Origin of the sequence: Streptomyces sp. NPDC045470 (assembly GCF_040646595.1) — a bacterium.
GTDB lineage: Bacteria > Actinomycetota > Actinomycetes > Streptomycetales > Streptomycetaceae > Streptomyces.
The window spans coordinates 208,680-234,065 of record NZ_JBEZAN010000014.1; the positions used below are offsets into that span (position 1 = coordinate 208,680).

The 25,386-nt window shown below is 73.8% G+C and carries 17 protein-coding genes; 10 read left to right on the top strand and 7 right to left on the bottom strand.

Annotated elements, in window-relative coordinates:
• Positions 1 to 68 precede the first annotated feature (68 nt).
• Positions 69 to 1,046 carry an iron-containing redox enzyme family protein gene (locus AB0A97_RS30750; RefSeq protein ID WP_361155841.1) on the top strand — a complete coding sequence of 326 codons (978 nt, stop codon included), beginning with the start codon at positions 69 to 71 and terminating at the stop codon, positions 1,044 to 1,046.
• Here AB0A97_RS30750 and AB0A97_RS30755 read toward each other — a convergent pair.
• The 3 genes from AB0A97_RS30755 to AB0A97_RS30765 all read right to left on the bottom strand — a co-directional run bounded on the left by AB0A97_RS30755 (position 1,026) and on the right by AB0A97_RS30765 (position 2,807).
• A complete protein-coding gene (locus AB0A97_RS30755; protein ID WP_361155843.1) occupies positions 1,026 to 1,310 on the bottom strand; it encodes a CDGSH iron-sulfur domain-containing protein in 285 nt (94 codons plus the stop codon). The genes AB0A97_RS30750 and AB0A97_RS30755 overlap by 21 nt on opposite strands.
• Positions 1,291 to 1,953 carry a HemK2/MTQ2 family protein methyltransferase gene (locus AB0A97_RS30760; protein WP_361155844.1) on the bottom strand — a complete coding sequence of 221 codons (663 nt, stop codon included), beginning with the start codon at positions 1,951 to 1,953 and terminating at the stop codon, positions 1,291 to 1,293. The genes AB0A97_RS30755 and AB0A97_RS30760 overlap by 20 nt, the downstream gene beginning before the upstream one ends.
• 83 nt (positions 1,954 to 2,036) lie before the next feature.
• Positions 2,037 to 2,807 carry a 2OG-Fe dioxygenase family protein gene (locus tag AB0A97_RS30765; protein WP_361155846.1) on the bottom strand — a complete coding sequence of 257 codons (771 nt, stop codon included), beginning with the start codon at positions 2,805 to 2,807 and terminating at the stop codon, positions 2,037 to 2,039.
• Between the two features lie 275 nt (positions 2,808 to 3,082).
• Between AB0A97_RS30765 and AB0A97_RS30770 the strand changes: the two genes are divergently transcribed.
• Positions 3,083 to 4,282 carry a glycosyltransferase gene (locus tag AB0A97_RS30770; protein ID WP_361155848.1) on the top strand — a complete coding sequence of 400 codons (1,200 nt, stop codon included), beginning with the start codon at positions 3,083 to 3,085 and terminating at the stop codon, positions 4,280 to 4,282.
• Positions 4,283 to 4,440: 158 nt separating this feature from the next.
• On the opposite strand, the gene AB0A97_RS30775 is transcribed toward AB0A97_RS30770, so the two are convergent.
• A complete protein-coding gene (locus AB0A97_RS30775) occupies positions 4,441 to 5,238 on the bottom strand; it encodes an ABC transporter ATP-binding protein (protein ID WP_361155849.1) in 798 nt (265 codons plus the stop codon).
• 154 nt (positions 5,239 to 5,392) lie between these two features.
• Here AB0A97_RS30775 and AB0A97_RS30780 point away from each other — a divergent pair, with 154 nt between their 5' ends.
• Complete coding sequence (locus AB0A97_RS30780; protein ID WP_361155850.1) at positions 5,393 to 6,391, top strand: ABC transporter substrate-binding protein; 999 nt, start codon at positions 5,393 to 5,395, stop codon at positions 6,389 to 6,391.
• Between the two features lie 64 nt (positions 6,392 to 6,455).
• Here the strand turns inward: AB0A97_RS30780 and AB0A97_RS30785 are convergent, their stop codons facing one another.
• Positions 6,456 to 7,634 carry an amidohydrolase gene (locus AB0A97_RS30785; RefSeq protein ID WP_361155852.1) on the bottom strand — a complete coding sequence of 393 codons (1,179 nt, stop codon included), beginning with the start codon at positions 7,632 to 7,634 and terminating at the stop codon, positions 6,456 to 6,458.
• 147 nt (positions 7,635 to 7,781) lie between these two features.
• On the opposite strand from AB0A97_RS30785, the gene AB0A97_RS30790 reads away from it, so the two are divergent.
• Together AB0A97_RS30790 and AB0A97_RS30795 are read left to right on the top strand one after the other, a co-directional pair.
• On the top strand, positions 7,782 to 15,398 hold the full coding sequence (locus tag AB0A97_RS30790) for an amino acid adenylation domain-containing protein (RefSeq protein WP_361155853.1): 7,617 nt from the start codon (positions 7,782 to 7,784) through the stop codon (positions 15,396 to 15,398).
• Positions 15,399 to 15,402: 4 nt separating this feature from the next.
• Entirely contained in the window at positions 15,403 to 16,854 is a 1,452-nt protein-coding gene (locus AB0A97_RS30795) for a DHA2 family efflux MFS transporter permease subunit (RefSeq protein ID WP_361155854.1), read from the top strand.
• A 71-nt stretch (positions 16,855 to 16,925) separates the two neighbouring features.
• Here AB0A97_RS30795 and fes read toward each other — a convergent pair whose 3' ends face one another.
• The gene (gene fes, locus AB0A97_RS30800) at positions 16,926 to 18,146 is read right to left on the bottom strand and encodes an enterochelin esterase (protein ID WP_361155855.1); all 1,221 of its coding nucleotides are present in this window, start codon (positions 18,144 to 18,146) and stop codon (positions 16,926 to 16,928) included.
• Between the two features lie 69 nt (positions 18,147 to 18,215).
• The gene (gene fhuB / locus AB0A97_RS30805; protein ID WP_361155857.1) at positions 18,216 to 20,555 is read right to left on the bottom strand and encodes a Fe(3+)-hydroxamate ABC transporter permease FhuB; all 2,340 of its coding nucleotides are present in this window, start codon (positions 20,553 to 20,555) and stop codon (positions 18,216 to 18,218) included.
• Between the two features lie 109 nt (positions 20,556 to 20,664).
• Between fhuB and AB0A97_RS30810 the strand changes: the two genes are divergently transcribed.
• From AB0A97_RS30810 to AB0A97_RS30830, 5 genes are all read left to right on the top strand, one after another.
• On the top strand, positions 20,665 to 21,453 hold the full coding sequence (locus AB0A97_RS30810; protein WP_361155858.1) for a 2,3-dihydro-2,3-dihydroxybenzoate dehydrogenase: 789 nt from the start codon (positions 20,665 to 20,667) through the stop codon (positions 21,451 to 21,453).
• A gap of 132 nt (positions 21,454 to 21,585) precedes the next feature.
• Entirely contained in the window at positions 21,586 to 22,791 is a 1,206-nt protein-coding gene (gene dhbC / locus AB0A97_RS30815) for an isochorismate synthase DhbC (RefSeq protein WP_361155860.1), read from the top strand.
• The gene (locus AB0A97_RS30820; protein ID WP_361155861.1) at positions 22,788 to 24,443 is read left to right on the top strand and encodes a (2,3-dihydroxybenzoyl)adenylate synthase; all 1,656 of its coding nucleotides are present in this window, start codon (positions 22,788 to 22,790) and stop codon (positions 24,441 to 24,443) included. The genes dhbC and AB0A97_RS30820 overlap by 4 nt, the downstream gene beginning before the upstream one ends.
• Before the next feature lie 41 nt (positions 24,444 to 24,484).
• Positions 24,485 to 25,117: an isochorismatase family protein gene (locus AB0A97_RS30825; RefSeq protein ID WP_361155862.1), complete on the top strand. Its 633-nt coding sequence runs from the start codon at positions 24,485 to 24,487 to the stop codon at positions 25,115 to 25,117.
• 5 nt (positions 25,118 to 25,122) lie between these two features.
• A complete protein-coding gene (locus AB0A97_RS30830; RefSeq protein WP_361155865.1) occupies positions 25,123 to 25,353 on the top strand; it encodes a phosphopantetheine-binding protein in 231 nt (76 codons plus the stop codon).
• Positions 25,354 to 25,386: the final 33 nt, after the last annotated feature.

The window sequence follows — 25,386 nt, forward strand, 5'->3', positions numbered from 1 at the left end:
GGCACTCGTGAGCCACACGGCACACCGTCCCCCGGACGGGTGAGACGGGTGAAGGGAAGGACCGCGACGTGAAACGCCCCCCGGCTCGCGGAGACCTGTCGGCGGCGGTCGTCTCCGCACTGGAGCAGCCGCCCGGCACCGTGCGCCTGCCGGACAGCCGTACGGCGGCGGCGTCGGACCCGTACGGTGACGACCTGCAACTCGCCCTCGCCCTCTGTTACGAGCTGCACTACCGCGGCTTCGACGCCGTACCCGACACCTGGGAGTGGGACCCGGAACTGCTGCGTTTCCGTGCCGCCCTGGAGCACGCCTTCCTCGGCGCGCTGCGTGCCGAGGTCCCCGAGCGTGAGGACGTGGACGCGCTGCTCGACGACTTGCTGGTGGAACCGGCGGACGGCGACGGCGTCTCGCACTTCCTGCGTGACAAGGGCGAGTACTGGCACCTGCGGGAGTACGCGGCCCAGCGGTCCCTCTACCACCTCAAGGAGGCCGACCCCCACCTGTGGGTGGTGCCGCGCCTGTGGGGCCAGGCCAAGGCCGGGATGATGGCGGTGGAGTACGACGAGTTCGGGGCGGGCCGCGCCGAGCGGGTGCACTCGCGGCTCTTCGCCGACCTGATGGACGACCTCGGCCTGGACCGTACGTACGGCCGTTACCTGGGTGTCTGCGCACGGCAGATGCTCGCCGTCAACAACCTGATGTCGCTCTTCGGGCTGCACCGCGCGCACCGGGGCGCCCTCGTCGGCCACTTCGCCTGGGTCGAGATCACCTCGTCACCCGGTTCCCGCCGCCTCGCGCAGGCGCTGGAGCGGCTGGAGGCCGGACCGGCGGCCGTGCACTTCTACGCCGAGCACGTCGAGGCGGACGCCGTGCACGAACAGGTGGTGCGCCACCAGGTCGTGAAGGGACTGCTGCGGGAGGAGCCCGCGCTCGCCCCGGACGTCGCGTTCGGCATCGGGGCCACCGAACTGCTGGAGGACCGGCTGGGCGAGCACCTGCTCAGCGCCTGGCAGGCGGACGAGTCCTCACTGTTCGCCGCGCTCTGACGCGCCGTCGGCCGTACGCGCGGCCGGGGGGCGCCTGCGTCCGCGGTGACTGGTGTCGCACCACGGGTAGGCCCGGCTGCGGCGGCACATGCACAGCGCCACGAACGGACGGTCCGAACGGACCGTGGTCCCGTCGTCCGACTCCACTTCGACCGGGCCTTCGACGAGCACCGGGCCACCGGGGTCCTGGACGACCCGGCGCGCCTCCTTGTGCGCCCGCTCCGGTACGGATTCACGTTTCTGCTCACTCGGCTCGCTGCGCACGGACCACCACCAGCTCTTCCTTCTCCTGGCCCGGGGCGATCAGCCCCTGGGCCTCCAGCCACGGGGCGCGCTGCTGCATCACGGGCCCGAACGGGATGAACCTCCGGTCGGTGACCGAGGTCTCCAGCCCGGCGTCCGTCAGCAGGTCCACGGTCCGGTCGGGATCGCAGAGCTGCGAGTGCACGAGCAGCAGCACACCGCCCGGGGCGAGCAGCCCCGGTACCTGCGCGCACAGCCGGTCCAGCAGGGCCCGGCCGTCCGGCCCGGCGTCCCACGCCCGCGCCCGGCCGCCGCGCGGCAGTACGGGGGCCGGACAGGGCACGTACGGCGGGTTCGCCATGACCAGGTCGAAGCGGCGCCCGGCCACGGGGCGCAGCAGATCGCCCCGGTGTGCGCGCACCCGGCTCGCGTGCCCGGCGAACCAGGCGTTCAACCGGGTGGTGAGCACGGCGGCGAACGCCGCGTCCGTCGCGGTGACCCGTCCTGCTCCGTGCCGGGCCGCGGCGACCGCCAGGGCACCGCTGCCCGCGCCCACGTCCAGTACCTCGGCACCCGGCCTCAGGGTCTCGCGCCGGAGGGCCGCGGCCAGCATTCCGGTGTCTTCCTGGGGCGCGTACACGCCGGGGGGTCTGATGAAGAACACCTGCCACGGGTACCCCGGAAGCCCCGTTCATCTCACGCCGGACGAAAGACGCTGTGACAGGACACCGAACGGCCCACCGGATGTCACCGCACGGCGGTGAGCGTGGTGACCAGCACGTCGCGGTACGCCGGCCGCGACCGGTCCATCGGCCGGATCGGCGAGACACAGTGCAGCGAGTCCCGGTCGTCCGACAGCAGCAGACTGCCCGGCCGGTACAGGGTGGTGGACAGTAGCTCCCGCCCGTCGTGGGTGTAGACGCTGCTCTGGCCGCCGGTGGCGTTGTCGCGGCAGACGAGCAGGGACGACACCAGCGTGACGCCGTCCTTGTGGCGGCCCTCCGGGGTGGGGTCGCCCGCGTCGTCGGCCGTCGCGACGACCCGGAAGGGGTGCACCTTGACGATCCACCGCCCGGCGTCGTCCAGGGCGGCCGCCGCCTGCCCCAGCAGGGTGAACAGCGGCCGCAGCAGCGGGTCGGCGACGAACGCGTCGGTCAGCGGCTCGAAGTGCCGGTCCACCGTCTCGTACAGCGGATTGGTGTCCTTCGGCTGCACGAACGGCGTATGGGAGAGCTGGACGAGTTCCCCGGTGGCCGGGGTGAGGGAGAACTGGCCGTACCGGCGCAGCCTGCGGGTGCCCTGCTCGGCCGCGTACCGGTCCTCGCCCAGCTCGTCCCAGTGCGCCGCGAAGCGCGCCCACGCCGTGTCGTCCGCGCCCATCAGGGCCCGGACCGAGTCCGGGGACATCAGGCAGACGGCGGAGTGGGTCAGGCACGAGCGTGCGGCCTCGACCGGGGAGCCGGCCCCGGCCGCGCCGCCGGTGCCGGAGGGTGCCGAGCGGTCCTCGATGTGCTCCACGTCGGTTGTCCGCCTTTCTGCCGGGCGTGCGCCGCAGCGCCTGCGTGGTCCCATCGTGTGGCGGCCGACCGCTGATCGCATCTTGCGCGCACCCGGTGCCCGGCAGCGGGAGCGCCGCGGCGGATCATGGGCCGGGCACTGCCCGCTCGGCGGCCTGTTCATGCCGGTTGACTCAATGTCGTCGTAAGTCGTCACCTTTCTTTGACACCTCTTTTCGGCGCTTCTTACGGTGATCGCACCGCCTCCGCCAGAGAACGCCCAGAGAAGAGGAACCCATGCGCGTCCTGTGCACCGCGACCGGCTCTCCGTCGCACGGCAGAGCCCTGCTCCCGCTGGCCCGCGCGCTGGCCGGGGCCGGCCACGACGTCACGGTGGTCACGACGCCCGAAGTGGCCCCCGTCTTCGCCGCCGACCCGGTCACGGTGGAACCCTCCCTGCCGCGGATCGACTTCGGGTCCGACTGGCAGGAGGAGGCCGAGGAGCCGGCAGACGCGGACGGCGTCTCCGACGAGGACCGGCACCTGCGCATGCTGCTCGACCGGCTCGTCGGCGACATGGCCGTCGAGAGCCACGACGTGCTGGCCGAACTGGCCCGCACCGTACGCCCGGACGTCATCATCCGGGACGGCATGGACTTCGGCGCGTGCCTGCTCGCCGAGCGGCTGGGCATCCCGCAGCTGCCCATCCCCGCGGGCACGGTCAACATACTCGACCCGGAACTCCTGCTGCCGGGGATCAACAAGCTGCGCGAGCGACTGGAACTGCCCCTACAGGAGAAGGCCGGATCGCTCTACCCGTACGGCCGCTTCGACTACCTGCCCGCCGCGTTCTCCTTCGCCCGCTTCCCCGCGACGGTTCTGGCCTACCGCCAGAGCACCGTCGTGGACCGCACCGCCGGACTGCCCGGCTGGGTGGCCGAACTGCCCACCGACCGGCCCCTGGTGTTCGCCGCGGTGGGCACGGCGCTGCCGATGTTCCGCGAGGTGCTGCCGGAGGGCGCACCGCTGCCGGTGGGAATGACCGACCCGTCCGAGCAACTGGGCACCATCGTCGCGGCCCTGTCCCAACTGGACTGCACGGCCGTGGTGGCGACGGGCGGCATCACTCCGGCCGGAGCGGAGCCCGCGTCGCACGTGCACCTGACGGACCGTCTCGCGCAGCCGCTGCTGCTGGAGTGCGCCGATCTGTTCGTCACCCACGGCGGTTACAACAGCGTCAGGGAAGCGGTGCGCACGGGCACGCCCATGGCGGTGCTGCCGAACTTCGGCGACCAGTTGCCCAACGCCCAGCGGGTACAGGAACTGGGCCTCGGCCGGCACCTGACCGACACCGCGCCGGAGGCCGTCGCCGCCGTGTGCCGAGAGATCCTGGACAACCGCGGCATCGCCGCCCGGATCCGGCAGGCGCAGCTCGCCAGCCTCGCGCTGCCGGACGTCGGGCAGGTCGTGGACGACCTGGAGAAGCTCATCGCCTGAGGCGGCGCGGGTCGTCCGGGGCACCGGTCGCCTGGAACCGCACAGGCCGGGAGCGCGGCGGGCCCGTCGTGGGACGGGGCGCCGCACTTCTGCGTTGCGTTCCCGGGAGCATTTCCGGGGCGCTCCCGGGGGCGTTCCTGGTGGTGGGGGCGGGGCTTTCAGGCGCGCACGGACGGCGCCGCCGCGCGGGCCGTCGGGACGACCACCGGTGAGCCGTCGGACGGGGCGGCGAGGATCTCCGCGTCGACGCCGTACAGCTCCTTCACCAGCGGCGCGTCGATGATCTCGCGCGGCGGGCCGGCGGCGACCACCCGGCCCGCCCGCATGGCGACGACCGTGTCGGCGTAGCGGGCCGCCGCCGCGAGGTCGTGGACGACCATGACGATGGTCCGCCCGGCCGCCGCGACCTCGCGGACCAGGTCCAGCACCTCCACGGCGTGGCCGATGTCGAGGGCGCTGGTCGGTTCGTCGAGCAGGACGACCGGGGTCTCCTGGGCGAGCGCCATGGCCAGCCAGCAGCGCTGGCGTTGGCCGCCGGAGAGCTGGTCGAGGCGGCGGTCGGCCAGGCCGGTGGTGCCGGTCGCCTCCAGGGCGCGGGTCACGGCCCGTTCGTCCTCGCGGGACCACTGGCGGAACAGGCCCTGGTGCGGGTGGCGTCCGTACCGGACGAGGCCCGCCACGGTGACCGCCTCGGGTGCCTGCGGGGACTGGGGGAGCAGGGCGATGCGGTGGGCCGCCTCCCGCTGCTTGAGCCGCCACACGTCGGCGTCGCCCGCGAACACCCGGCCGGACGCGGGTTCGTGCAGCCGCGCCATGCAGCGCAGCAGGGTGGACTTGCCGCAGCCGTTGGGTCCGACCACCGCCACCACCTGACCCGACTCCACCGTCAGGTCGACCCGGTCGACGACCGGGTGCCCGGCGTATCCGGCGGTGAGCTGCTCGACGCGGAGTTCCACTGTGGCCGGCCTTTCCCCGGGGCGAGAGGTCACACCTCTTGCCTATTTGTCATAAGGTAAGGCTAACCTTAACGCTAAGTGGCGGACGTGCGGCTGCCGCGGCCGCCGTACGCACGCCTCGTCACGTCGTGCTTATTGAAACCCGGAGTCCCCGATGACCGTGTCCCGCCGCTCACTTCTCACCGCCCGACGCCGTACCGCCTCGGCCGTCGCCGCCCTCGGCGCCGCGGCGCTGCTGCTGACCGGCTGCGGCTCGGACTCCGGCGCGGACGCCAAGGACAAGGGCGGCAAGGACGCGGCGGCGTCCGGCACCCGTACGGTCAAGGACGCCACCGGCAAGGTCGTCGAGGTGCCCGCGAACCCCAAGCGGATCGTCACGCTGACCCAGGAGGACCTGGACGCGGTCCTCGCGCTGAAGATCAAGCCGGTGGGCATCACCAACGGACAGGGCCTGGACGAGCCGCCCGCCTACCTGAAGGACAAGGTCAAGGGCATCGACATCGTCGGCGGCCTGCTCAAGCCGGTCATGGACAAGGTGGTCGCGGCCAAGCCCGACCTGATCCTCGCCGGTGACATGCAGGACGAGCAGGTGCTCAAGCAACTGCGCGAGATCACCCCCGCCACCCTGGTGACGATGGCGCCCACCGACGACTGGAAGGTGTCCTTCCGCGGCATCGGCAACGCCGTCAACAAGCTGAACGACGCCAACAAGGTCATCGCCGACCACGAGGCCGCCGCCAAGGCGGCCGGCGAGAAGCTGGGCGCGAACAAGGGCGCCGCCGTCTCCATCGTGCGCTGGAACCCGGACGGGCCGAGCTGGATGGAGAAGAAGCAGTTCGCCAGCGGCGTCGCCCTGGAGATGGGCCTGCAGCGCCCCGCCAACCAGAACAAGGACGGCAACGCGCACGCCCCGTCGCTCAGCCTGGAGAAGATCGACGAGATCGACGGCGACTGGCTGTTCCTGTCCACCCTCACCTCCGACGGCGAGAAGGCCCTCAAGGACGTCCAGACCAAGCCCGCCTACAAGGAGCTGGGCGCGGTGAAGAAGGGGCACGTGGTGACGGTCAACGGCTCCGTCTGGTCCACCCGCGGCGGCCCGCTGGCCAGCGATGTCGTCATGAACGACATCAGCAAGGCGCTGTCCAAGTCCTGAGCCGGGGCGGCCGGGAGGCCACTGCGGTGCCGGTGGCACCCCTCGGGGTGCCACCGGCACTCCGTCATGCCCCGGCCGCGCCGCCGTTCCTGGCGTACGCGAAGTCCGCCGCCGTCCAGGCCAGGCCCACCGCCCCGTCGAGCAGGGCCTGCATGGCCCGGGGTGACACCGCAGCCTCCGCGAACTCCGGCTCGTGCGGCCCGCAGACGCCCCCGCTGATGTCCAGCACGGGGTGGATGGCGGGCACCACATGGGACACATTGCCCATGTCCGTACAGGCGAAGGGCCCGCGCTCGACCGGCTCGGGGCGGCCCAGGGCGCGCGCGTTGGCGCCCCACAGGGCGATCAGTCCGGGGTCGCCGCGGAAGTCCAGGTAGTCGGGCTCCGGGCGCTCCAGGGTCACCTCGCAGCCGGTCGCCAGCGCACCGGCCCGGAAGCACGCCTCGACGCGCTCCCGCAGCTCGCGCAGGTCCTCGGCGGCCTCGGCGCGGATCTCGTACTCGGCCGTCGCGCGGTCGGGTATCGCGTTCGGCGCCGAGCCGGCCGAGGTCGTGACACCGTGCACCCGCCACTGCGGCGGCAGTTGCTGGCGCAGCAGGCCCAGGGCGACCTGGGCCACGGTCAGCGCGTCGGCCGCGTTGCGGCCCTCGTGCGGGTTCAGGCTGGGGTGGGCGGTGCGGCCGGTGTACGTGACGGACAGTGTGCCGAGCGCGAAGGACCGGAAGTCGGACATTTCGAACGGGCACGGGTGCACCATCATCGCCGCGTCCACCCCCTCGAACGCGCCCGCCTCCAGCAGTAGCGCCTTGCCCGCGCCGCGCTCCTCGGCCGGTGTGCCCACGACCCGGACCGTCAGGCCCAGTTCCGCCGCGTACGGAGCCAGGCCCAGCGCCGCGCCGATCCCGGCCGCGGCGATCAGGTTGTGGCCGCAGGCGTGGCCGAGGTCCGGCAGGGCGTCGTACTCGCAGGCGATGGCCACCGTGACCGGGCCGGTCCCGGTGGTGGCCGTGAACGCGGTGTCCAGGCCGTGGGCGGGCGCGGTCACCTCGAAGCCGTGCTCGCGCAGCAGCCCGGCGCACCAGGACGCTGCCCGGTGCTCGGTAAAGGCTGTCTCCGGACAGCCGTGGATACGGCGGCTGAGGTCGGTCAGGACGGTGTCTTTACCTTTGATGTGCCGGCGCACGGCGTCCTTGACGGCGGTGAGCGCGGCGGGACCGGGGATGGGGGCGGGGGCGGACGTCATCGTCTCCTCTTCGGGCTCGGTGACCGGTGCCGATGGCGGTCGGCGGCACCGCAGAAGAGTAAAAATAACTTAGGCTTCCCTAAGTTTGTGCGCGGGCTGCCGGCCGGCCCGCGAAGCTCGGTTTCCTCCCTGGGAGTTGTCACACACATGCATCAGCGTCCGGTCGACCAGGCAGTCCCCGCGGCACTGTCGCGCCCCAGCGCTCCCGCGCCGGGAACATCCCGTCCCGCCGGGCCCGCGGAATTCCCTCTGCTCACCGCGCAGGCCGGCATTCATTACGCGAGTCAAATCAATCCCAAGAGCCCGGCACTCAACACGGCGGACGTCGTCGAGATCCAGGGGCCCCTGGACGAGACGCTGTTCGAGCGCGCCCTGCTGCGTACGGTCACGGAGGCCGAGACGCTCCGCGTGTGTGTGAGCGAGACGGACGGCGAGCCGAGGCAGCACGTCGTACCGCCGGACCCGGAACGGCTGCTGCACCGCATCGACCTGCGCGACGCCGCCCGGCCCGCTGAAGAGGCGGCCCGCGACTGGATGCACGCCGACCTCACCCGCGCCGCCGACCTGGGCGAGGCCGGACAGCTCACCACCCAGGCCCTCTTCCGTGTCGCCGACGACCGGTACTGGTGGTACCAGCGGGTGCACCACATCGCGGTCGACGCCTACGCCCTGCAACTCGTCGGCAGCCGCGTCGCCGAGCTCTACACCGCCCTCGCCACCGGGCAGGAGCCCGCGGCCACCCGGTTCGCGCCGCTGCGCGACCTGGTCGAGGAGGAGGCGCGGTACCTGGAGAGCGAGCAGTACACCGCCGACCGGGAATTCTGGACCGCGCGGATGGCCGGGCGGCCGGAACCGGTGACTCCGGCGCGGGGGGCGGGGGACCGGGAGGAGCGGGGTGCTGGGGCTGCGGGGGGCCTCGGTGCTGCTGGTTCTGCTGGTTCTGCTGGTGACGAGGATGCTGCTGGGGACGCGGACGTCGCTGGTGCCGCCGGTTCCTCAGGTGTCACCGGTGGCGCTGGTGCCGCCGTGACCGGTACGGCCCTCTCCGCCGCGACGCTCGCCGACGCCATCGCCGCCGGTGACGTCCTCCGCACCCGTACCGATCTGCCCGCCGCCACCCTGGACCGGCTCACCCGGGCCGCCGAAGCCGTCAAGGCGACCTGGGCGGAACTGGTCATCGCCGCGACCGCCGGCCACCTGCACCGTCTCACCGGCACCGAGGACGTCGTGCTCGGCCTGCCGCTGACCAACCGCCGCGGCCCCGCCGCCCTGCGCACCCCGGCCATGACCGTCAACGTCCTGCCCCTGCGCATCGCCGTACACCCCCAGGACACCGGCGCCGTACTGCTGCGCCGCATCGTCCTGGAAATGCGCGCGGTACGCCGCCACCAGCGCTACCCGCAGGCCGACATCCGCCGTGACCTCGCACTCTCCTCGGCCGCCGTGCCGCTGACCGGGCCCATGGTCAACATCAAGCCGTTCGACGGCGACCTCGACTTCGCGGGTCTGCCCGGCACGGTCCACAACCTCGCCGCGGGCCCCGTCGAGGACCTCGCCGTCACCGCCTCGCCCGACGCGGACGGCGGGCTGCGCATCAGCCTCGACGCGCACACCGGACGGTACGCCGGGGACGAACTCGACCGGCACCGGGAATCGTTCCTGCGCTACCTCGACGGGCTCGCCGAACTCCTGCTGACCGACCCGCACCGCCCCGTCGGCACCATCGACCTGCTGGACGCCGACGCCGTACGCCGGGCCACCACCGGACGCGACGAACCGCCCGCCGACCGCACCCTGCCCGCATACTTCGCCGAGCAGGCCGCCCGCACCCCGCACGCCGTGGCCGTCCGCACCGGCGCCACCGCGCTCACCTTCGCCGAACTGGACGCCGCCGCCAACCGCCTGGCCCACCTGCTGGCCGACCGCGGCGCGGGCCCGGAACGCCCCGTCGCCCTCGCCCTGCCGCGCGGCACCGGCATGATGACGTCGCTGCTCGCCGTCCTGAAGGCAGGCGGCGTCTGCCAGCCCCTCGACCTCGGCCACCCGGCCGCCCGGACCCTGGCCGTCCTCGAAGACGCCCGCCCGGTGTGCGTCGTCGGCACCACCGCGACGCTGGCCGCGCTCCCCGCACACGGACTGCCCGTCCTCGCGCTGGACGCCCCCGCCGTCACCGACGCGCTCGCCGCGCAGCCCGAGAGCGCGCCCGCCGTGCCGATCGCGCCCGGCCAGGCCGCCTACGTCATCCACACCTCCGGCTCCACCGGGCGCCCCAAGGGCGTCGTCGTCAGCCACGCCTCGCTCGCCAACCTGTACGCCGGGCACGGCAGCGACCACGTCGCCCCCGCCGTCGCCCGCACCGGCCGGGAACGGCTGCGCGTCGCGCACAGCGCCTCGTTCGCCTTCGACGCGTCCTGGGACCCGGTGCTGTGGATGGTCCACGGACACGAACTGCACCTCCTCGACGACACCGCCTACCGCGACCCCGCCGCCCTCGCCCGGTACGTGGACGAGCACCGCGTCGACTACCTCGACGTCACCCCGTCCTACGCCGAAGCCCTCCTCGCCGAGGGGCTCCTGGAGGACGGACGGCACCGCCCGGCCGTGATCGTCGTCGGCGGCGAGGCCGTACCCGTACCGCTGTGGGAACGGCTGACCACGACCGGAGGGCTGCACGCGGTCAACCTCTACGGGCCGACGGAGACCACCGTCGACGCGTACTACTGGACGGCGCCCGTGGCAGGTGGCAGCGCGACCGGCACCGCGGCCTCCGAAGGGCGGCCCGTGCGCGGCTCCCGGGCCTACGTCCTCGACGCCTGCCTGCGGCCCACGCCGGACGGCGCGACCGGCGAACTGTACGTGGCGGGCGCCTGCCTGGCCCGCGGTTACCTCGGACGGCCCGACCTGAGCGCCGAACGCTTCGTCGCCGACCCGTACGGCGCCCTGCACGGCGCGCCCGGCAGCCGGATGTACCGCACCGGCGACCTCGTACGGCGCCGGGCGGACGGCACGGTCGAGTTCCTGGGCCGCAGCGACGACCAGGTCAAGATCCGCGGCTTCCGCATCGAACTCGGCGAGATCCAGGCCACCCTGGCCCAGCACCCCGCCGTCGCCCAGGCCGCGGTGATCGCCCGCGACACCCCGCACGGCAAGCGCCTGCTGGCGTACGCGGTGCCGCGGACGGACGACGGGGAGGCCGTACAAGCCGTTCCCCCCGGGGCCCCCACCCCACCCACCCCCGCCGCCCTCCGCGCACACCTCGCCGCCGTCCTGCCCGCGCACATGGTCCCGGCCACCGTGACGCTGCTCGCCGCGCTGCCGCGCACCGCCAACGACAAGCTGGACCACCGCGCCCTGCCGGACCCCGAGCCGGGCGTCCCCGGCTCCGGTGACGGCGGAGCCGACGGCACCGGCGCGGGTACGGGCCGTACCGGAACCGGTTCCGGCACCGGGCCCGGCGGTACGGACGCCGCCGGCACCGGCAGCCCGCACACCGACATCATCCGTGGCCTGCTGGCCGACCTCCTCTCCCTGGACACCAGCCCCCCGGCGGACGCCGGGTTCTTCGACCTGGGCGGTCACTCGCTGCTGGCCGCCCGGCTGGCCGCGCGTATGCGGGAGATCTTCCAGACGCCCGTGAGCACCGCGGACGTCTTCCGCAACCCCACCCCGGCCGCGCTCGCCGCACTCGTCCACTCCGCCGCACCGACCGACGGCACCTCGTCCGCGGCCCTGCCCGCGTCTCCCGTACCCCGCACCGGACACCTCCCCCTCTCGCCCGCCCAGCAGCGGCTCTGGTTCCTCCACCGGCTCGAAGGCCCCAGCCCCACCTACAACATCCCGCTCGTGCTGCGCATCGACGGACCGGTCGACCGTGGCGCGCTCCAGCTCGCCCTGCGCGACCTGACCGCCCGCCACGAGACACTCAGAACGGTATATCCGACCACTGACAACGGCGGGGAGGAACAGCCCTACCAGCGGATTCTCCCCGTCGATCACCCGCTGGCGCGGCCGGAGGTGCATCTCGCCGAGCCCGGTGGTGACGACCTCGCCGAGGCCGTACGCCACTGCTTCGACCTGGCCACCGAACCCCCGCTCCGCGCCACGCTGTTCAGCGACGGCACGGACCGCCACACCCTGCTCCTGCTGCTGCACCACATAGCCGGTGACGGCGCCTCCACCACACCCCTGGCCCGCGACCTCGCCACCGCCTACACCGCCAGACACGCGGGCCGGTCGCCGGAGTTCGCGCCGCTGCCCTTCCAGTACGCCGACCACGCCGCCCGGCAGCAGCAGCTCCTCGGCACGCCCGCCGAGCCCACCCCGCTCGCCGCCGCCCAGCTCGCACACTGGAAGCAGGCCCTCGCCGGGCTGCCCGACCAGCTCGACCTGCCCACCGACCGGCCGCGCCCGGCCGTCGCCGCGCACGCCGGCGACACCGTCCCCTTCACCCTCGACGCCGCGGCCCACGCCGCCCTCCAGCGCCTCGCCCGGACCACCGGCACCAGCGTGTTCATGACCGTGCAGGCGGGCCTCGCCGCCCTCCTGACCCGGCACGGCTGCGGCACCGACATCCCCCTCGGCACCCCCGTCGCCGGCCGCGCCGACGACGCCACCGCCGCCCTCGTCGGCTTCTTCACCAACACCGTCGTGCTGCGCACCGACACCTCCGGCGACCCCGCCTTCCGTACGCTCCTGGAACGGGTACGGGCCACCACCCTCGCCGCGTTCGAGCACGACACGCTGCCCTTCGACCACCTCGTCGAGGAGCTGAACCCCCGGCGCTCGCTCGCCCGGCACCCCCTGTTCCAGACGATGCTGGCCTGGCAGTCCGTACCGGACGCCGCGTTCGCGCTGGGCCCGCAGGCCACCGCCCGGATGACGGCCGTGCCGTCCGGTACGGCCAAGTTCGACCTCACCCTCAACGCGGGCGAGCAGCCCGGCGGCGGCATCGGCGGCTTCTTCGAGTTCCGTACCGACCTCTTCGACCGCGCGACCGTACAGGGCCTCGCCGACCGGCTGACCCGGCTGCTCACCGCGGCTGCCGACGCCCCGGACACCCCCCTCGGCCTGCTGCCGCTGCTCGGCGACGAGGAACGCCACCGCGCCCTCGTCGCGTGGAACACCCCCGCCGAGCCCCTCGCCGCCCGCCCCGCGGCCACGCTCCCCGAGGTCTACGAGGCCGCGGCGGTCCGCCACCCCGGGCGTACGGCGGTCAGTGACGAAGGGCAGTCCCTCACCTACGCCGAACTCTCCGGCCGTGCCCACCGCCTGGCCCGGCTGCTCGCCGCTCGCGGCATCGGCCCCGGCTCCATCGTCGCGCTCGCCCTGCCGCGCTCCGTCGACCTGGTCACCGGCCTGCTCGCGGTCTCCCTCGCCGGAGCCGCCTACCTGCCGCTCGACCCGGACTACCCGGCCGACCGCCTCGCCTACATGCTCGACGACGCCGCCCCGGCCGCCCTGATCACCGACACCGCGACCGCACCCCGGCTGCCCGGCCACACCCTGCCGCTGATCACCGTGGACGGCGGCGCGGCCGACGGACACGACGCCGGTCCGCTGACCCAGGTCGACCGCACCCGGCCGCTGCGCCCCGACGACGCCGCGTACGTCATCTACACCTCGGGCTCCACCGGCCGCCCCAAGGGCGTCGTCGTCACCCACCACAACGTGACCCGCCTGTTCACCGCCACCGACCACTGGTTCGGCTTCGGCCCCGACGACGTCTGGACGCTCTTCCACTCCTACGCCTTCGACTTCTCCGTCTGGGAACTGTGGGGCGCGCTGCTGTACGGCGGCAAGGTCGTCGTCGTACCGCACCTGACCAGCCGCGACCCGCACGCCTTCCGGCAGTTGCTGGCCACCGAGCAGGTCACCGTCCTCAACCAGACCCCGTCCGCCTTCTACCAGCTCGCCGCCGCCGACCGCGAGAGCGACGGCTCCGAACTGGCCCTGCGGTACGTGGTGTTCGGCGGCGAGGCGTTGGAGCTGGGCCGCCTCGGCGACTGGTACGAGCGGCACGCCGACGACGCGCCGGTCCTGGTCAACATGTACGGCATCACCGAGACCACCGTGCACGTCTCGTACTTCCCGCTCGACCGCGCCACCGCCGCCGGCGCCACCTCCAGCACCATCGGCGTCAACATCCCCGACCTGCGCGTCTACGTCCTCGACGACCGGCTCCAGCCCGTACCGCCCGGTGTCACCGGCGAGATGTACGTCGCGGGCGAGGGCCTGGCCCGCGGCTACCTGGGACGTGAGGAACTGACCGCCACCCGCTTCGTCGCCGACCCGTACGCCCACCTCTTCGGCGAGCGGGGCAGCCGCATGTACCGCTCCGGCGACCTCGCCCGGCGCCGCACCGACGGCGCCCTGGAGTACTTCGGCCGCGCCGACCAGCAGGTCAAACTGCGCGGCTTCCGCATCGAGCTGGGCGAGATCGAGGCGGTGCTCGCCGCGCACCCCGCCGTCGCGGACACGGCCGTCGTCGTACGGGAGGACACCCCGGGCGACAAGCGGCTCGTCGGCTACGCGGTGCCCGCCGCGGGCCAGTCGCCCGTCCCCGCCGCCCTGCGCGACCACGCCGCCGCCGAACTGCCCGTCCACATGGTCCCGTCCGCCGTCGTCCTCCTCGACCGGCTGCCGCTGACCGGCAACGGCAAACTGGACCGCAAGGCGCTGCCGGCGCCCGACCGCCCGGCCGCCACCGGCCGCCCGCCCCGTACCCCCCGCGAGGAACTGCTCTGCTCGGTCTTCGCCGAGGTGCTGGGCCTGGACCGGGTCGGCGTCGAGGACAACTTCTTCGACCTCGGCGGGCACTCGCTGCTCGCGGTCCGGCTGGCCGGCCGCGTCAAGGCCGTACTCGGCACCGAGGTGTCCATCGGCACGGTCTTCCAGTCGCCGACCGTCGCGGCGCTCGACGCCGCCCTGGACGCCGTACGCCACGACGACCCGCTCGACGTGCTGCTGCCACTGCGCCCCGCTCCCCGGAGCGCGGAGAGCAGCCGTGCCCCCGTCCACTGCGTCCACCCGGCAGGCGGCCTGAGCTGGTGCTACGCCGGACTCATCCGCCACCTGCCCGCCGACGTGCCGATCTACGGACTCCAGGCCCAGGGCGTCGGCGCCGCCACCGCGGACCAACCGCTGCCCGCCACCCTGGAAGAGCTGGCCGCCCACTACGCAGCGCGCATCCGCGAGGTGCAGCCCGAAGGCCCGTACCGGCTGCTCGGCTGGTCCACCGGCGGCATCATCGCGCACGCCATGGCCACCCACCTCCAGGACGAGGGCCACGAGGTCGAACTCCTCGCCATCCTCGACGCCTACCCGGCCGAGGGCTTCCGCGGCCTGCCCGTACCCGACGAGGCCGAAGCGCTCGAATCGCTGCTCACCATGGGCGGCTACGGGCCCGACAGCCTGGAGGGCAAGCCGCTGACCACCGCCAACGTGGTGGAGGTCCTGCAACGCGAGGGCAGCCCGCTGTCCGCCCTGTCCACCGGCACCATCAAGGCGCTCGGTGCCATCTACCTCAACACCAACGACCTCGTACGCGCCTACGACCACCGCGTCTTCCGGGGCGACGTGCTCTTCTTCCGGGCCGTCGTGGACACCATCGACGACACCCTCACCCCCGACACCTGGACGCCCTACGTCACCGGCCGCATCGACAACACCAACATCGAGTGCTCCCACAAGGACATGACCCTGCCCGAACCGATCGCGCACATCGCCCGCGTGGTGGCCGCCCGCCTCACCGAACTGGAGGGGTGACCCGATGACCACCGCACCCCCCGCCGCACGGCCCCGGCTGAACCCGAGGACCGCCGTCGTCCTCGTCTACACGGCCGCCATGTGCATGAACGGCCTCGACTCGACCATCGTCAACCCCGCCCTGTTCACCATTGCGGGCGACTTCGGACAGCCCGTCTCCGCGGCCAACACCGTCGAGACGGCCTTCCTCGTCGCCCTCGCACTGGCCCTGCCGGCCGCCGGCTGGCTCGGCGACCGCTACGGCACCAAACGCGTCTTCCTCGGCGCGCTCGCCGTCTTCACCGCCGCCTCGGCCGCCTGCGGTCTGGCTCCCGGCCTGTCCACGCTGGTCGTCGCGCGGGCGGTGCAGGGACTGGCGGGCGGCCTGCTCACCCCGGTCGGCATGACCCTGCTGTTCCGCGCGTTCCCGCCGCACGAACGGGCCAAGCTGTCCAAGGTCCTGATCGTGCCGACGGCCCTGATGCCCGCGCTGGGCCCGCCGCTGGGCGGCTTCCTCACCCAGCACCTGTCCTGGCACTGGCTGTTCTTCGTGAACGTGCCGATCGGCGTCGCCGCCGTCCTGCTCGGCGTCCTCGGGCTGCGCGAGCACGTCGAGGGCGTACCGGGGCCGTTCGACCGGGCCGGGTTCTGGCTCGCCACCCCGGGGCTCGGACTGCTCACGTACGCGCTCGGGTTCGGGCCCTCGCACGGCTGGGCGCAGCCCGCCGTCGCGGCCGCCGCCGTACTCGGCGCGGTGCTGGCGGTGGCCGCCGTGGTCCACCAGCTCCGCACCCCGGAGCCGCTGCTGAAACTCCGGCTGCTGGCCGGACGGGCATACGGCACGGCCTCCGCGCTCGGCGTGCTCACCGCCGCCGGCCTGATGGGCGTGCTGTTCGTCTTCCCGCTGCTCTACCAGGCGGCGCTGGGCGCCTCGGCGCTGGACGCGGGCCTGAGCGTCTTCCCGGAAGCGGTCGGCCTGATGCTCGCCTCCCAGGTCGTCGACCGGCTGCTGCCGCGCATCGGCCCGCGGCGCCTCGCGGTGCCCGCGCTGCTGCTCGCCGCGGTGGTCTTCGCGGCCCTCGCCGTACCGGGCGCCGCGGACAACGCCTGGCTGGTACGCGGCCTGATGTTCACCATCGGCCTGGTCCTCGGCACGGCCGTGCTCACCGTCCAGCTCGCCGGCTTCGAGGACGTCGCGCCGCCCGACATGGGCCGCGCGATGGGCCTCTTCCAGATCGTGCGCACCCTGGGCGGCGCCCTCGGCATCGCCGTCTGCGCGGGCGTGATCGGCGGACACGGCACCGGCGGCACCGGACCGGGCCCGTACCGGGTCGCGGTGTGGGTGACGGCCGCGCTGGTCGCCGTGGGCGCGCTGATCGCCGTACGGCTGCCCAAGGACCCGCCGCAGCCGCCGCCGTTCGACGACGACCCCGACGAGGAAGCGGGGGAGGAGACCCGGGCTCCGGCGGCCGGCTGAGCCGCGCCGCACCGGATACGACCGCGCCCCGGACCCGCACTCGGGTCCGGGGCGCGGTGTGTCGACCGGGCTCAGGCGCCGGACAGCAACGCCCCCAGCCCCGTCGCCAGCCCGCCGCGCCAGCACGCGTAGTCGTGCCCGCCGTTGAACTCCTCGTACGTCACGTCGTAGCCGCGCGCCCGCAGGACGTCGTGCAGGCGGCGGTTCTCCGCGAGCAGCATCCACTCCTGGAGGCCGACCTCCAGCCGTATCCGTACCGGGCGGCGTTCGGTGGTGGCGTACTGGCCGGTCAGCCACTCGGTGCCGCGCTCGTCGTCCGGCCACCAGAAGGAGCCGGACTGCGAGAGCGCCAAGCCGAACCGGTCCGGCCGCCGGAAGGCGGCGAACACCGCGGTCAGGCCGCCCGCGCTCTGCCCGGCCACGACCGTGCGCTCCGGGCGCGGATCGGTCCCGTACGCGGTGTCCGCCCACGGCAGCAGCGTGTCCGCCAGCCAGTCGACGAACTCCCCGTTGCAGCTCAGGTCTTCCATCCGCCGCCCCATCGTGTCCACGAGCAGGGCGACCGTGGGCGGTACGGAGGCGTCGGCGTGCAGGTTGTCGAGCAGGTCGCCGACGCCGAGAACCGGCCCCCACATCTCGCCGTCCAGCAGTACCGCGACCGCGTACGGGCCGCCGTCGGCGCGGTGCCCGGGCGGCAGGTGCACCGTGACGTTCCTGCCGCCCACCTCGGCCTGTACGGACGTGCCGCGCGCCGCGCCGGGCCTGCGCCCGGTGCACGGCTGCGCCGGAGCGCCGGGCAGCTCCAGGACGGAGGCCGGGTTGCGGCCGTCCCGCGACGGCAGGACGGGCGACGTGTTCAACGGGTCGGGCACGGCGCTGTCCAGGACCTTCAGCCACGCCTCGCGGTCCGTACGCAGCAGGTCCTCGCGCGCGCCGGTGCCGGGGTGGAACTGGTACGAGGCGCGGTGGTCGGAGCGCAGCCGGTGGCTGAGCGCCCAGACCGCGGTGCCCTCGACGCGCGTCATCAGGTTCGGCGTCAGGTCGCCCGCGTGCCGGTCCCGGTCGGTGACGGTGTGCAGGAGCGCCAGCACGTCCGTGGCCGGGGACGCCGGGTCGTCCCGCCACAGGAACGTGACGAGGACGTGCCCGGGATCGCCGTCCGGGTCCGGTTCCACGAGCGGCGTCCCGGCCGCCGCGGCGCGGCGCCAGAACTCCTCCTCGGCGCCGGGCCGCCCGGCCCGCACATCGGCGGCGAGTCCTCGCAGCAGCGGGCTGCGGACAGCAGCGGTCACTTGCTTACCCCTCTCAGGAGCGTCGTCAGCACGGAGTGTCGGTCGCGTTCGCCGGAGCCGTCGTGTTCGTCAGACACGGGTCGCCGCCGAACGGCCCAGCAGTACCCACAGCAGGAAGGGCCCGCCCAGCACCGTCGTCACGACACCCACCGGCACCTCCGTACCCGCGAAAACGATCCTGCCGATCGTGTCCGCCGCCACCACCAGGAGCGCGCCCGTCAGCATCGTGCCGACCAGCGGCACCCGCAGGGGTCCCGCCAGCCGCGACGCGATGACCGGCGACGCCAGCGCCACGAACCCGACCGGCCCGCAGATCCCGACGGCCAGCCCCGCCAGCGCCACCGCCAGCAGCAGGCACACCGCGCGGGTACGGCCCGGAGCGGCGCCCAGCGAGGAGGCCGTGGCGTCGTCGAAGCGCAGTACGCCCAGGTGACGGGCGACCGCGAGGCTCAGCGGGACCAGCACGGCCAGACCGATGAGGACGGGCACGGCGACCGCGTAGCTGCGCCCGTTGAGGCTGCCCGAGGTCCACACGTACAGCGAACTCGCCGAGCTGAGCGAGCGCCGGGACAGTGCCACCTGGGTGGCGGCGGAGGCCAGCGCGGACATCGCCAGACCCACGACCAGTACGCGGTAACCGCGCTGCCCGAGGCCCCCGGAGACGACCGTGACCACGACCGCCGCGACCAGCGCGCCCAGCGGGCCCGCCCACCAGGCGCCGAACGTGCCGGTCGCGCTGAGCGTGACGGACAGCAGGACGGCGGCGGTCGCGCCGTCGTTCACGCCGAGCAGTTCGGGAGTGGCGAGACGGTTGCGGGCCAGCGTCTGGGTGAGGCAGCCGGCCAGCCCCAGCGCGGCACCCGCCGCCAGCCCCGCCACGATCCGCCCGAGCCGGAACTTCTGCACCAGCAGGACGTCGAACCGGTCGCCCTGACCGAAGATCGCCTGGAAGGTGCGGGTCACGCTCATGTCGCTCTGCCCGGCGTACGCGGACAGCACCACCGCCAGCAGGAGCAGCACGGCCAGCAGCAGCCCCGCGAGCGTGGCGCGCCGGGCGACGAGGAAGGAGAGCGGGCCGCGGCGCAGCACGAACGTCTCGGCGGGGCGCACCCGGCCGGACCCCGCGGCACGGCGCTTCGGGACACGGCGCGTCAGGCGCTCCCGCAGCGCGTGCAGTACGCCGCGCGCCGCCTTGCCCGGCGTGCGCTCCTCGGTCGCCGGTTCGGTCATGCCCATCGCGGTGAGCTGCCGGGACCGGACGATGCCGATGAGGACGGGCGCGCCGATCAGCGCCACGATGACGGAGACCGGCGCCTCGAACGGGCGGGAGACCACCCGGGCCGCCACGTCCGCCAGGACGAGGACGGCGGCGCCGATCAGCCCGGCCAGCAGCAGCCGGGCGGCGAGCCGGGTACCGGCGACCGCCCGGGCCAGGAAGCCGGCCAGCAGCCCGAGGAACGAGATCGGACCGGCCAACGCCACCGCGGCCGCGGTCAGCAGCGTCACCCCGACGGCGACCACGGTACGGATCACCGGCGGCCGGTGGCCGAGACTGCGGGCCAGGTCGTCGCCGAGCGCCAGCGCCGACAGCGGCCGGGCGACCAGCAGCGCCACCAGGAACCCGACGACGAGCACGGGCGCGAGCCGGCCGAGTTCGCCGAAGCCCTCGACCCCGGCCAGCGAACCGAGCACCCAGAATCGGAACCGGTCGTAGGTCTCCGCCGAGTTCACCACGATCACGCTGGTCAGCCCGCCGAAGGTGGCGCCCAGCGCGGACCCGGCCAGCACCAGCCGCATCGGTGAACCGCCGCCCCTGCGCCCCGCGATGAGCAGCACCAGGCCACTGGCGACCACCGCGCCGGCGAACGCGCACACCAGGTAGGCGTAACCGCTGTCCAGGCCCAGCAGCGCGATGCCCGCGACGACACCGAACGAGGCCCCGGCGTTGACGCCGAGCAGGCCGGTCTCGGCGAGCGGGTTGCGGGTGACGGCCTGGAGCAGGCACCCGGCGACGCCGAGCGCGCCGCCGACGAGCAGGGCGGTGAGCGTACGGGGCAGCCGCAGGTCGCCGACGACGAGAGCCAGCCGCGGGTCGCTGCGCGCGCCGCCGCGGTCGAGCAGGTAGTCCAGGACGCCGCTCGCGCCGACCTCGCCGGCGCCGACGCACAGGGACACGACGGCCAGGACGAGGACGGCGGCGGTGAAGCCCGCCACGGCGAGTGCGACCGTGCGGCGCGTGGTGCCGGCGGGACGCTCGCCGCCGGGGTCCACAGCGGGCTCCCCGGAGGCAAAGTGCGGGTCATCGGCAGGGGGTCGGGCATTCTTTTGCGCCACCACGCCCGGCAACGCGACGCCTTCGGCGCCGTGTTCGGGGGGCGGGGCGGCTATACCCGTACGCTGCTTTTGCATAAGGTGAGGCTAGCCTAACCATTTATGCAGCGTGCGGGCGGAATGGCGGAGTGGCTGGGCACCTGTCCTATATTAGGTTAGGCTTGCCTAACAAATGGGGAGGTTGCTCATGCCTGAGCACATACCGGGCCGTGCCGAATTCACCGGCCGTATCGCGCTGGTGACCGGCGCCGGGCAGGGCATCGGCGCCGCGGTCGCCGCCGCCCTGGCGCGACAGGGCGCCCACGTCGTGGCCACCGACCGCACCGCACCCGCGGCACCGCCGGCCGAGGACGGCGCCGCGGGAACGGTCACCACCGAAGCCATGGACGTCACCGACCGCACCGCCGTCGACGCCACCGTCGCCCGCGTCGAGCGCGAACTCGGCCCGATCGCCGTCCTGGTGAACGTGGCCGGCATCCTGCGCCCCGGCGCCGCCGCCGAGCTGTCCGACGCGGACTGGGCCGACACCTTCGCCGTGAACACCACCGGCGTCTTCCACACGTCCCGCGCCGTCGCCCCGCACATGGTCGAACGCGGCTCCGGGAGCATCGTCACCGTCGGCTCCAACGCCGCCGGCGTGCCCCGTACCGGAATGGCCGCGTACGCCGCCTCCAAGGCCGCGGCGGCCATGTACACCAAATGTCTGGGGCTCGAACTCGCCCGCAGCGGCGTGCGCTGCAACATCGTCGCGCCCGGCTCCACCGACACCGCCATGCAACGCGCGCTGTGGACCGACGACGACGCACCCCGCCGCGTGATCGCCGGCGACCCGCAGACGTACCGCACCGGCATCCCCCTCGGCCGGATCGCCGACCCGTCCGACATCGCCGACGCGGTCGTCTTCCTCGCCTCCGACCGCGCCCGGCACATCACCATGCAGGAGCTGTACGTCGACGGCGGCGCCACCCTGCGGTGACCCGCGCCGCGCCCCGCCGCCCGCACGGGACGCACGCACCACCGCACCCCCGCTCACCGCACGCCCCTCCGCACCACCACCCGTATCAGCCATCCCCCGGAACCTCGCAGCCTTCCGAGAATTGGAGCTCCCGTGCCGACGGCACCCGAAGTCGCCACGCACGTCCCCCTCGCCGAGACGGCCCACCCCGCCGTAGGAGCCGCGACCTCGCTCCTGGGCGCCTACACCCCCGGCGCCCGCTTCCTCGGCACGCCCACGCGCACCATCCTCGCGCAGGGCACCCACAGCGAAGTCCCGCACGACGAACGCCCCCTGCCCCAGCGGGTCGCCGCCACCCTCGACGCCGCACAGGCGGCGGGGCACAGCGCCCCCTTGGTCATCGGCGCCGTGCCCTTCGACCAGACGGCCCCGTCCGCGCTCACCGTGCCCGCCACCGTCCGGACCGCGCCGCCGCTCACCGCCGACCCGCTGATCGCGCTGCCCGCCGACCCGCCCGCCGCGGCCCGCTGGGACATCAGACCCGTACCGGCCCCCGAGGTCTACGGCGCCGGTGTGGCCGCCGTGGTCGAGCGCATGTGGCGCGGCGAGTTCAGCAAGGTCGTCCTCGCCCGCACCCTCGAACTGACCACCCCGGACGCGCTCGACATCCCCGCGCTGCTCCAGCGCCTGGCCCGCCGCGACCCCTCCGGCTACACCTTCGCGCTGCCCACCACGCCCCGGCGCACCCTCCTGGGCGCCAGCCCCGAACTGCTGGTCACCCGGCGCGGCCGGCGGATCGTCGCCAACCCGCTGGCCGGGTCCATCCCGCGCAGCGACGACCTCGCCGAGGACGTCCGCCGGGCCGCCGCCCTGCTGGAGTCCGCCAAGGACCTGCACGAGCACGCCGTCGTCGTGGACGCCGTCCACCGGGCCCTCGCCCCGTACTGCACCGACCTCGACGTCCCCGTCCGGCCCACCCTGCTGCGCACCGCCGCCATGTGGCACCTGTCCACCACCGTCACCGCCACCCTCGCCGCGCCGGAAACCTCCGCCCTGGAGCTGGCCTGCGCCCTGCACCCCACCCCGGCGGTCTGCGGCACCCCCACCGACACCGCCCGGCAGGTGATAGCCGACACCGAACCGTTCGACCGCGGCTTCTTCACCGGTATGGTCGGCTGGGGCGACGCGTCCGGCGACGGCGAGTGGGTGGTGACCATCCGCTGCGCCGAGGCCGAGGAGCGCGCCCTGCGCCTGTACGCCGGAGCGGGCATCGTCGCCGCCTCCGACCCCGGCGCCGAGACCGCCGAGACCGGCGCCAAGTTCCGTACCTTCCTGAGCGCCGTCGGAGCCGAACTGTGACCGATCAGTACGCCTACGCCCACTCGCACGCGCCCACCTGGCCCGCGGAGTTCGCCGAGCGCTACCGCGAAGCGGGCTGGTGGCGCGGCGAGACCTTCGGGCAGATGCTGCGCGACCGGGCCGCCGCCCACCCGGACCGGGTCGCCGTCGTCGACCCGGCCGGCGAGGGCCGCCGCTGGACGTACGCGGAGCTGGACCGCCGCGCCACCCGGCTCGCCGCCGGGTTCCACGCCCGCGGCATCGTCCGCGGCGACCGCGTCGTGGTCCAGCTCCCGAACGTCGCCGAGTTCTTCGAGGTGATCTTCGCGCTCTTCCGCCTCGGCGCCCTCCCGGTCTTCGCGCTGCCCGCGCACCGCGAGACCGAGATCCGCTACTTCTGCGAGTTCACCGAGGCCGCCGCCTACGTCATCGCCGCCGAACACGGCGGCTACGACTACCGCGCCCTCGCCGCAGCCGTACGGGCCGACGTTCCCGGCCTGCGCCACGTCTTCGTCACCGGCGGCGACCCGGGCCCCTTCGAGGCCCTCGCGGACGTACCGGCCGACCCGGCCTCCGACACGGTGCCCTGGGAGGAGCCCGCACCGGACGACCTCGCCTTCCTCCAGCTCTCCGGCGGCAGCACCGGCGTCCCCAAGCTCATCCCGCGCACCCACGACGACTACATCTACTCGCTGTGGGGCTCCAACGAGCTGTGCGGCGTGAACGAGCAGAGCGTCTACCTGTGCGTTCTGCCCGCCGCCCACAACTTCCCGCTCTCCTCGCCCGGTTCGCTCGGCGCCCTGTACGCGGGCGCCCGCGTCGTACTGTGCCCGCAGCCCAACCCCGACGTGGCGTTCCCCCTCATCGAGCGGGAACGCGTCACCCTCACCGGCCTCGTCCCGCCGCTCGCCCTCGTCTGGACCGAGGCCGCGCCGGCCACCTCGTCCGACCTGAGCAGCCTCGACGTCCTGCTGGTCGGCGGCGCCAAGTTCAGCGAGGAAGCCGCCCGGCGCGTACGGCCCGCCCTCGGCTGCACCCTCCAGCAGGTCTTCGGCATGGCCGAGGGCCTGGTGAACTACACCCGGCTGGACGACCCCGAGGAGATCATCGTCACCACCCAGGGGCGGCCCATCTCCCCGGACGACGAGATCCGCGTCGTGGACGACGAGGACAACGACCTGCCCGTGGGGGAGACCGGCCACCTGCTCACCCGCGGCCCGTACACCATCCGCGGCTACTGGAAGGCGCCCGAGCACAACGCCCGCTCCTTCACCGCGGACGGTTTCTACCGCACCGGCGACGTCGTCCGGCTCACCCCCACCGGCCATCTCGTGGTCGAGGGCCGCGCCAAGGACCAGATCAACCGCGGCGGCGAGAAGATCGCCGCCGAGGAGGTCGAGAACCACCTGCTCGCGCACCCCGCGGTGCACGACGCCAACGTGGTCGCCGAACCCGACCCGTACCTGGGCGAACGCACTCTCGCCTACGTGATCCTGCGCTCCGGCGCCGAAGCGCCGACCCCCGTCGCCGTGAAGAAGTTCGTCCGGGCCCGCGGCCTCGCCGCCTACAAGGTGCCCGACCGCGTGGTGTTCGTGGACGCCTTCCCGCAGACCGGCGTCGGCAAGATCTCCAAGAAGGACCTCAGGTCCGCCGCCACCGGCACGACGTCCTGACCGCCCCACCCCGACCCGTCCTGAAGGGACCGCACCGCACCATGGCCCTGCCCGCCATCGCCCCCTACCCCATGCCGTCCGCCGGCGACCTGCCCGCGAACCGCGTGGACTGGAAGGCCGACCCGTCGCGCGCCGTCCTGCTCGTCCACGACCTGCAGAACTACTTCCTGTCGGCCTTCGACACCCAGGCGTCCCCCGCCACCGACCTGCTGCGCAACGTGGCGGCGCTGAAGGAGGAGGCAGCCCGCCTCGGCATCCCGGTCCTCTACACCGCCCAGCCCGGCGGCCAGACGCCCGAGGAACGCGGCCTCCAGCAGGACTTCTGGGGCCCCGGCCTGCCCGCCGACGAGCACGCGGCGGCCATCGCCGACGCGGTCGCCCCCGGCCCCGGCGACACCGTGCTGACCAAGTGGAAGTACAGCGGCTTCGTCCGCACCGACCTCGAAGAGCGGCTGCGCGACCTCGGCCGCGACCAGCTCGTCATCACCGGTGTCTACGCCCACATCGGCGTCCTGATGACCGCCTGCGACGCGTGGATGCGCGACCTCCAGGCGTTCCTCGTCGCCGACGCGGTGGCCGACTTCTCCGCGGACGACCACGCCATGGCGCTGCGCTGGGCGGCCGCCAAGTGCGCCGTGGTCACCACCACCGCCACCGTCTTCGAAGGGAAGTGACCCCCATGGCACTGACGCTGGAGCAACTGCGCAAGGACGTCGCCGACGTCCTCGGCGAGGACCCCGCCGACATCCCCGACGACGAGAACCTCGTCGACTACGGCCTCGACTCGGTCCGCCTGATGGCCCTGGCCGGCCGCTGGAACCGCGACCACGGCATCGAGGCCGCCGTCGCCGACCTGTCGGAGGAGCCCGCCCTGGAGAAGTGGGCGGTGCTGCTCGGCGTCACCGGCTGAGCTTCCGTCCGTACGGCAGCGGGGCGGTACGCG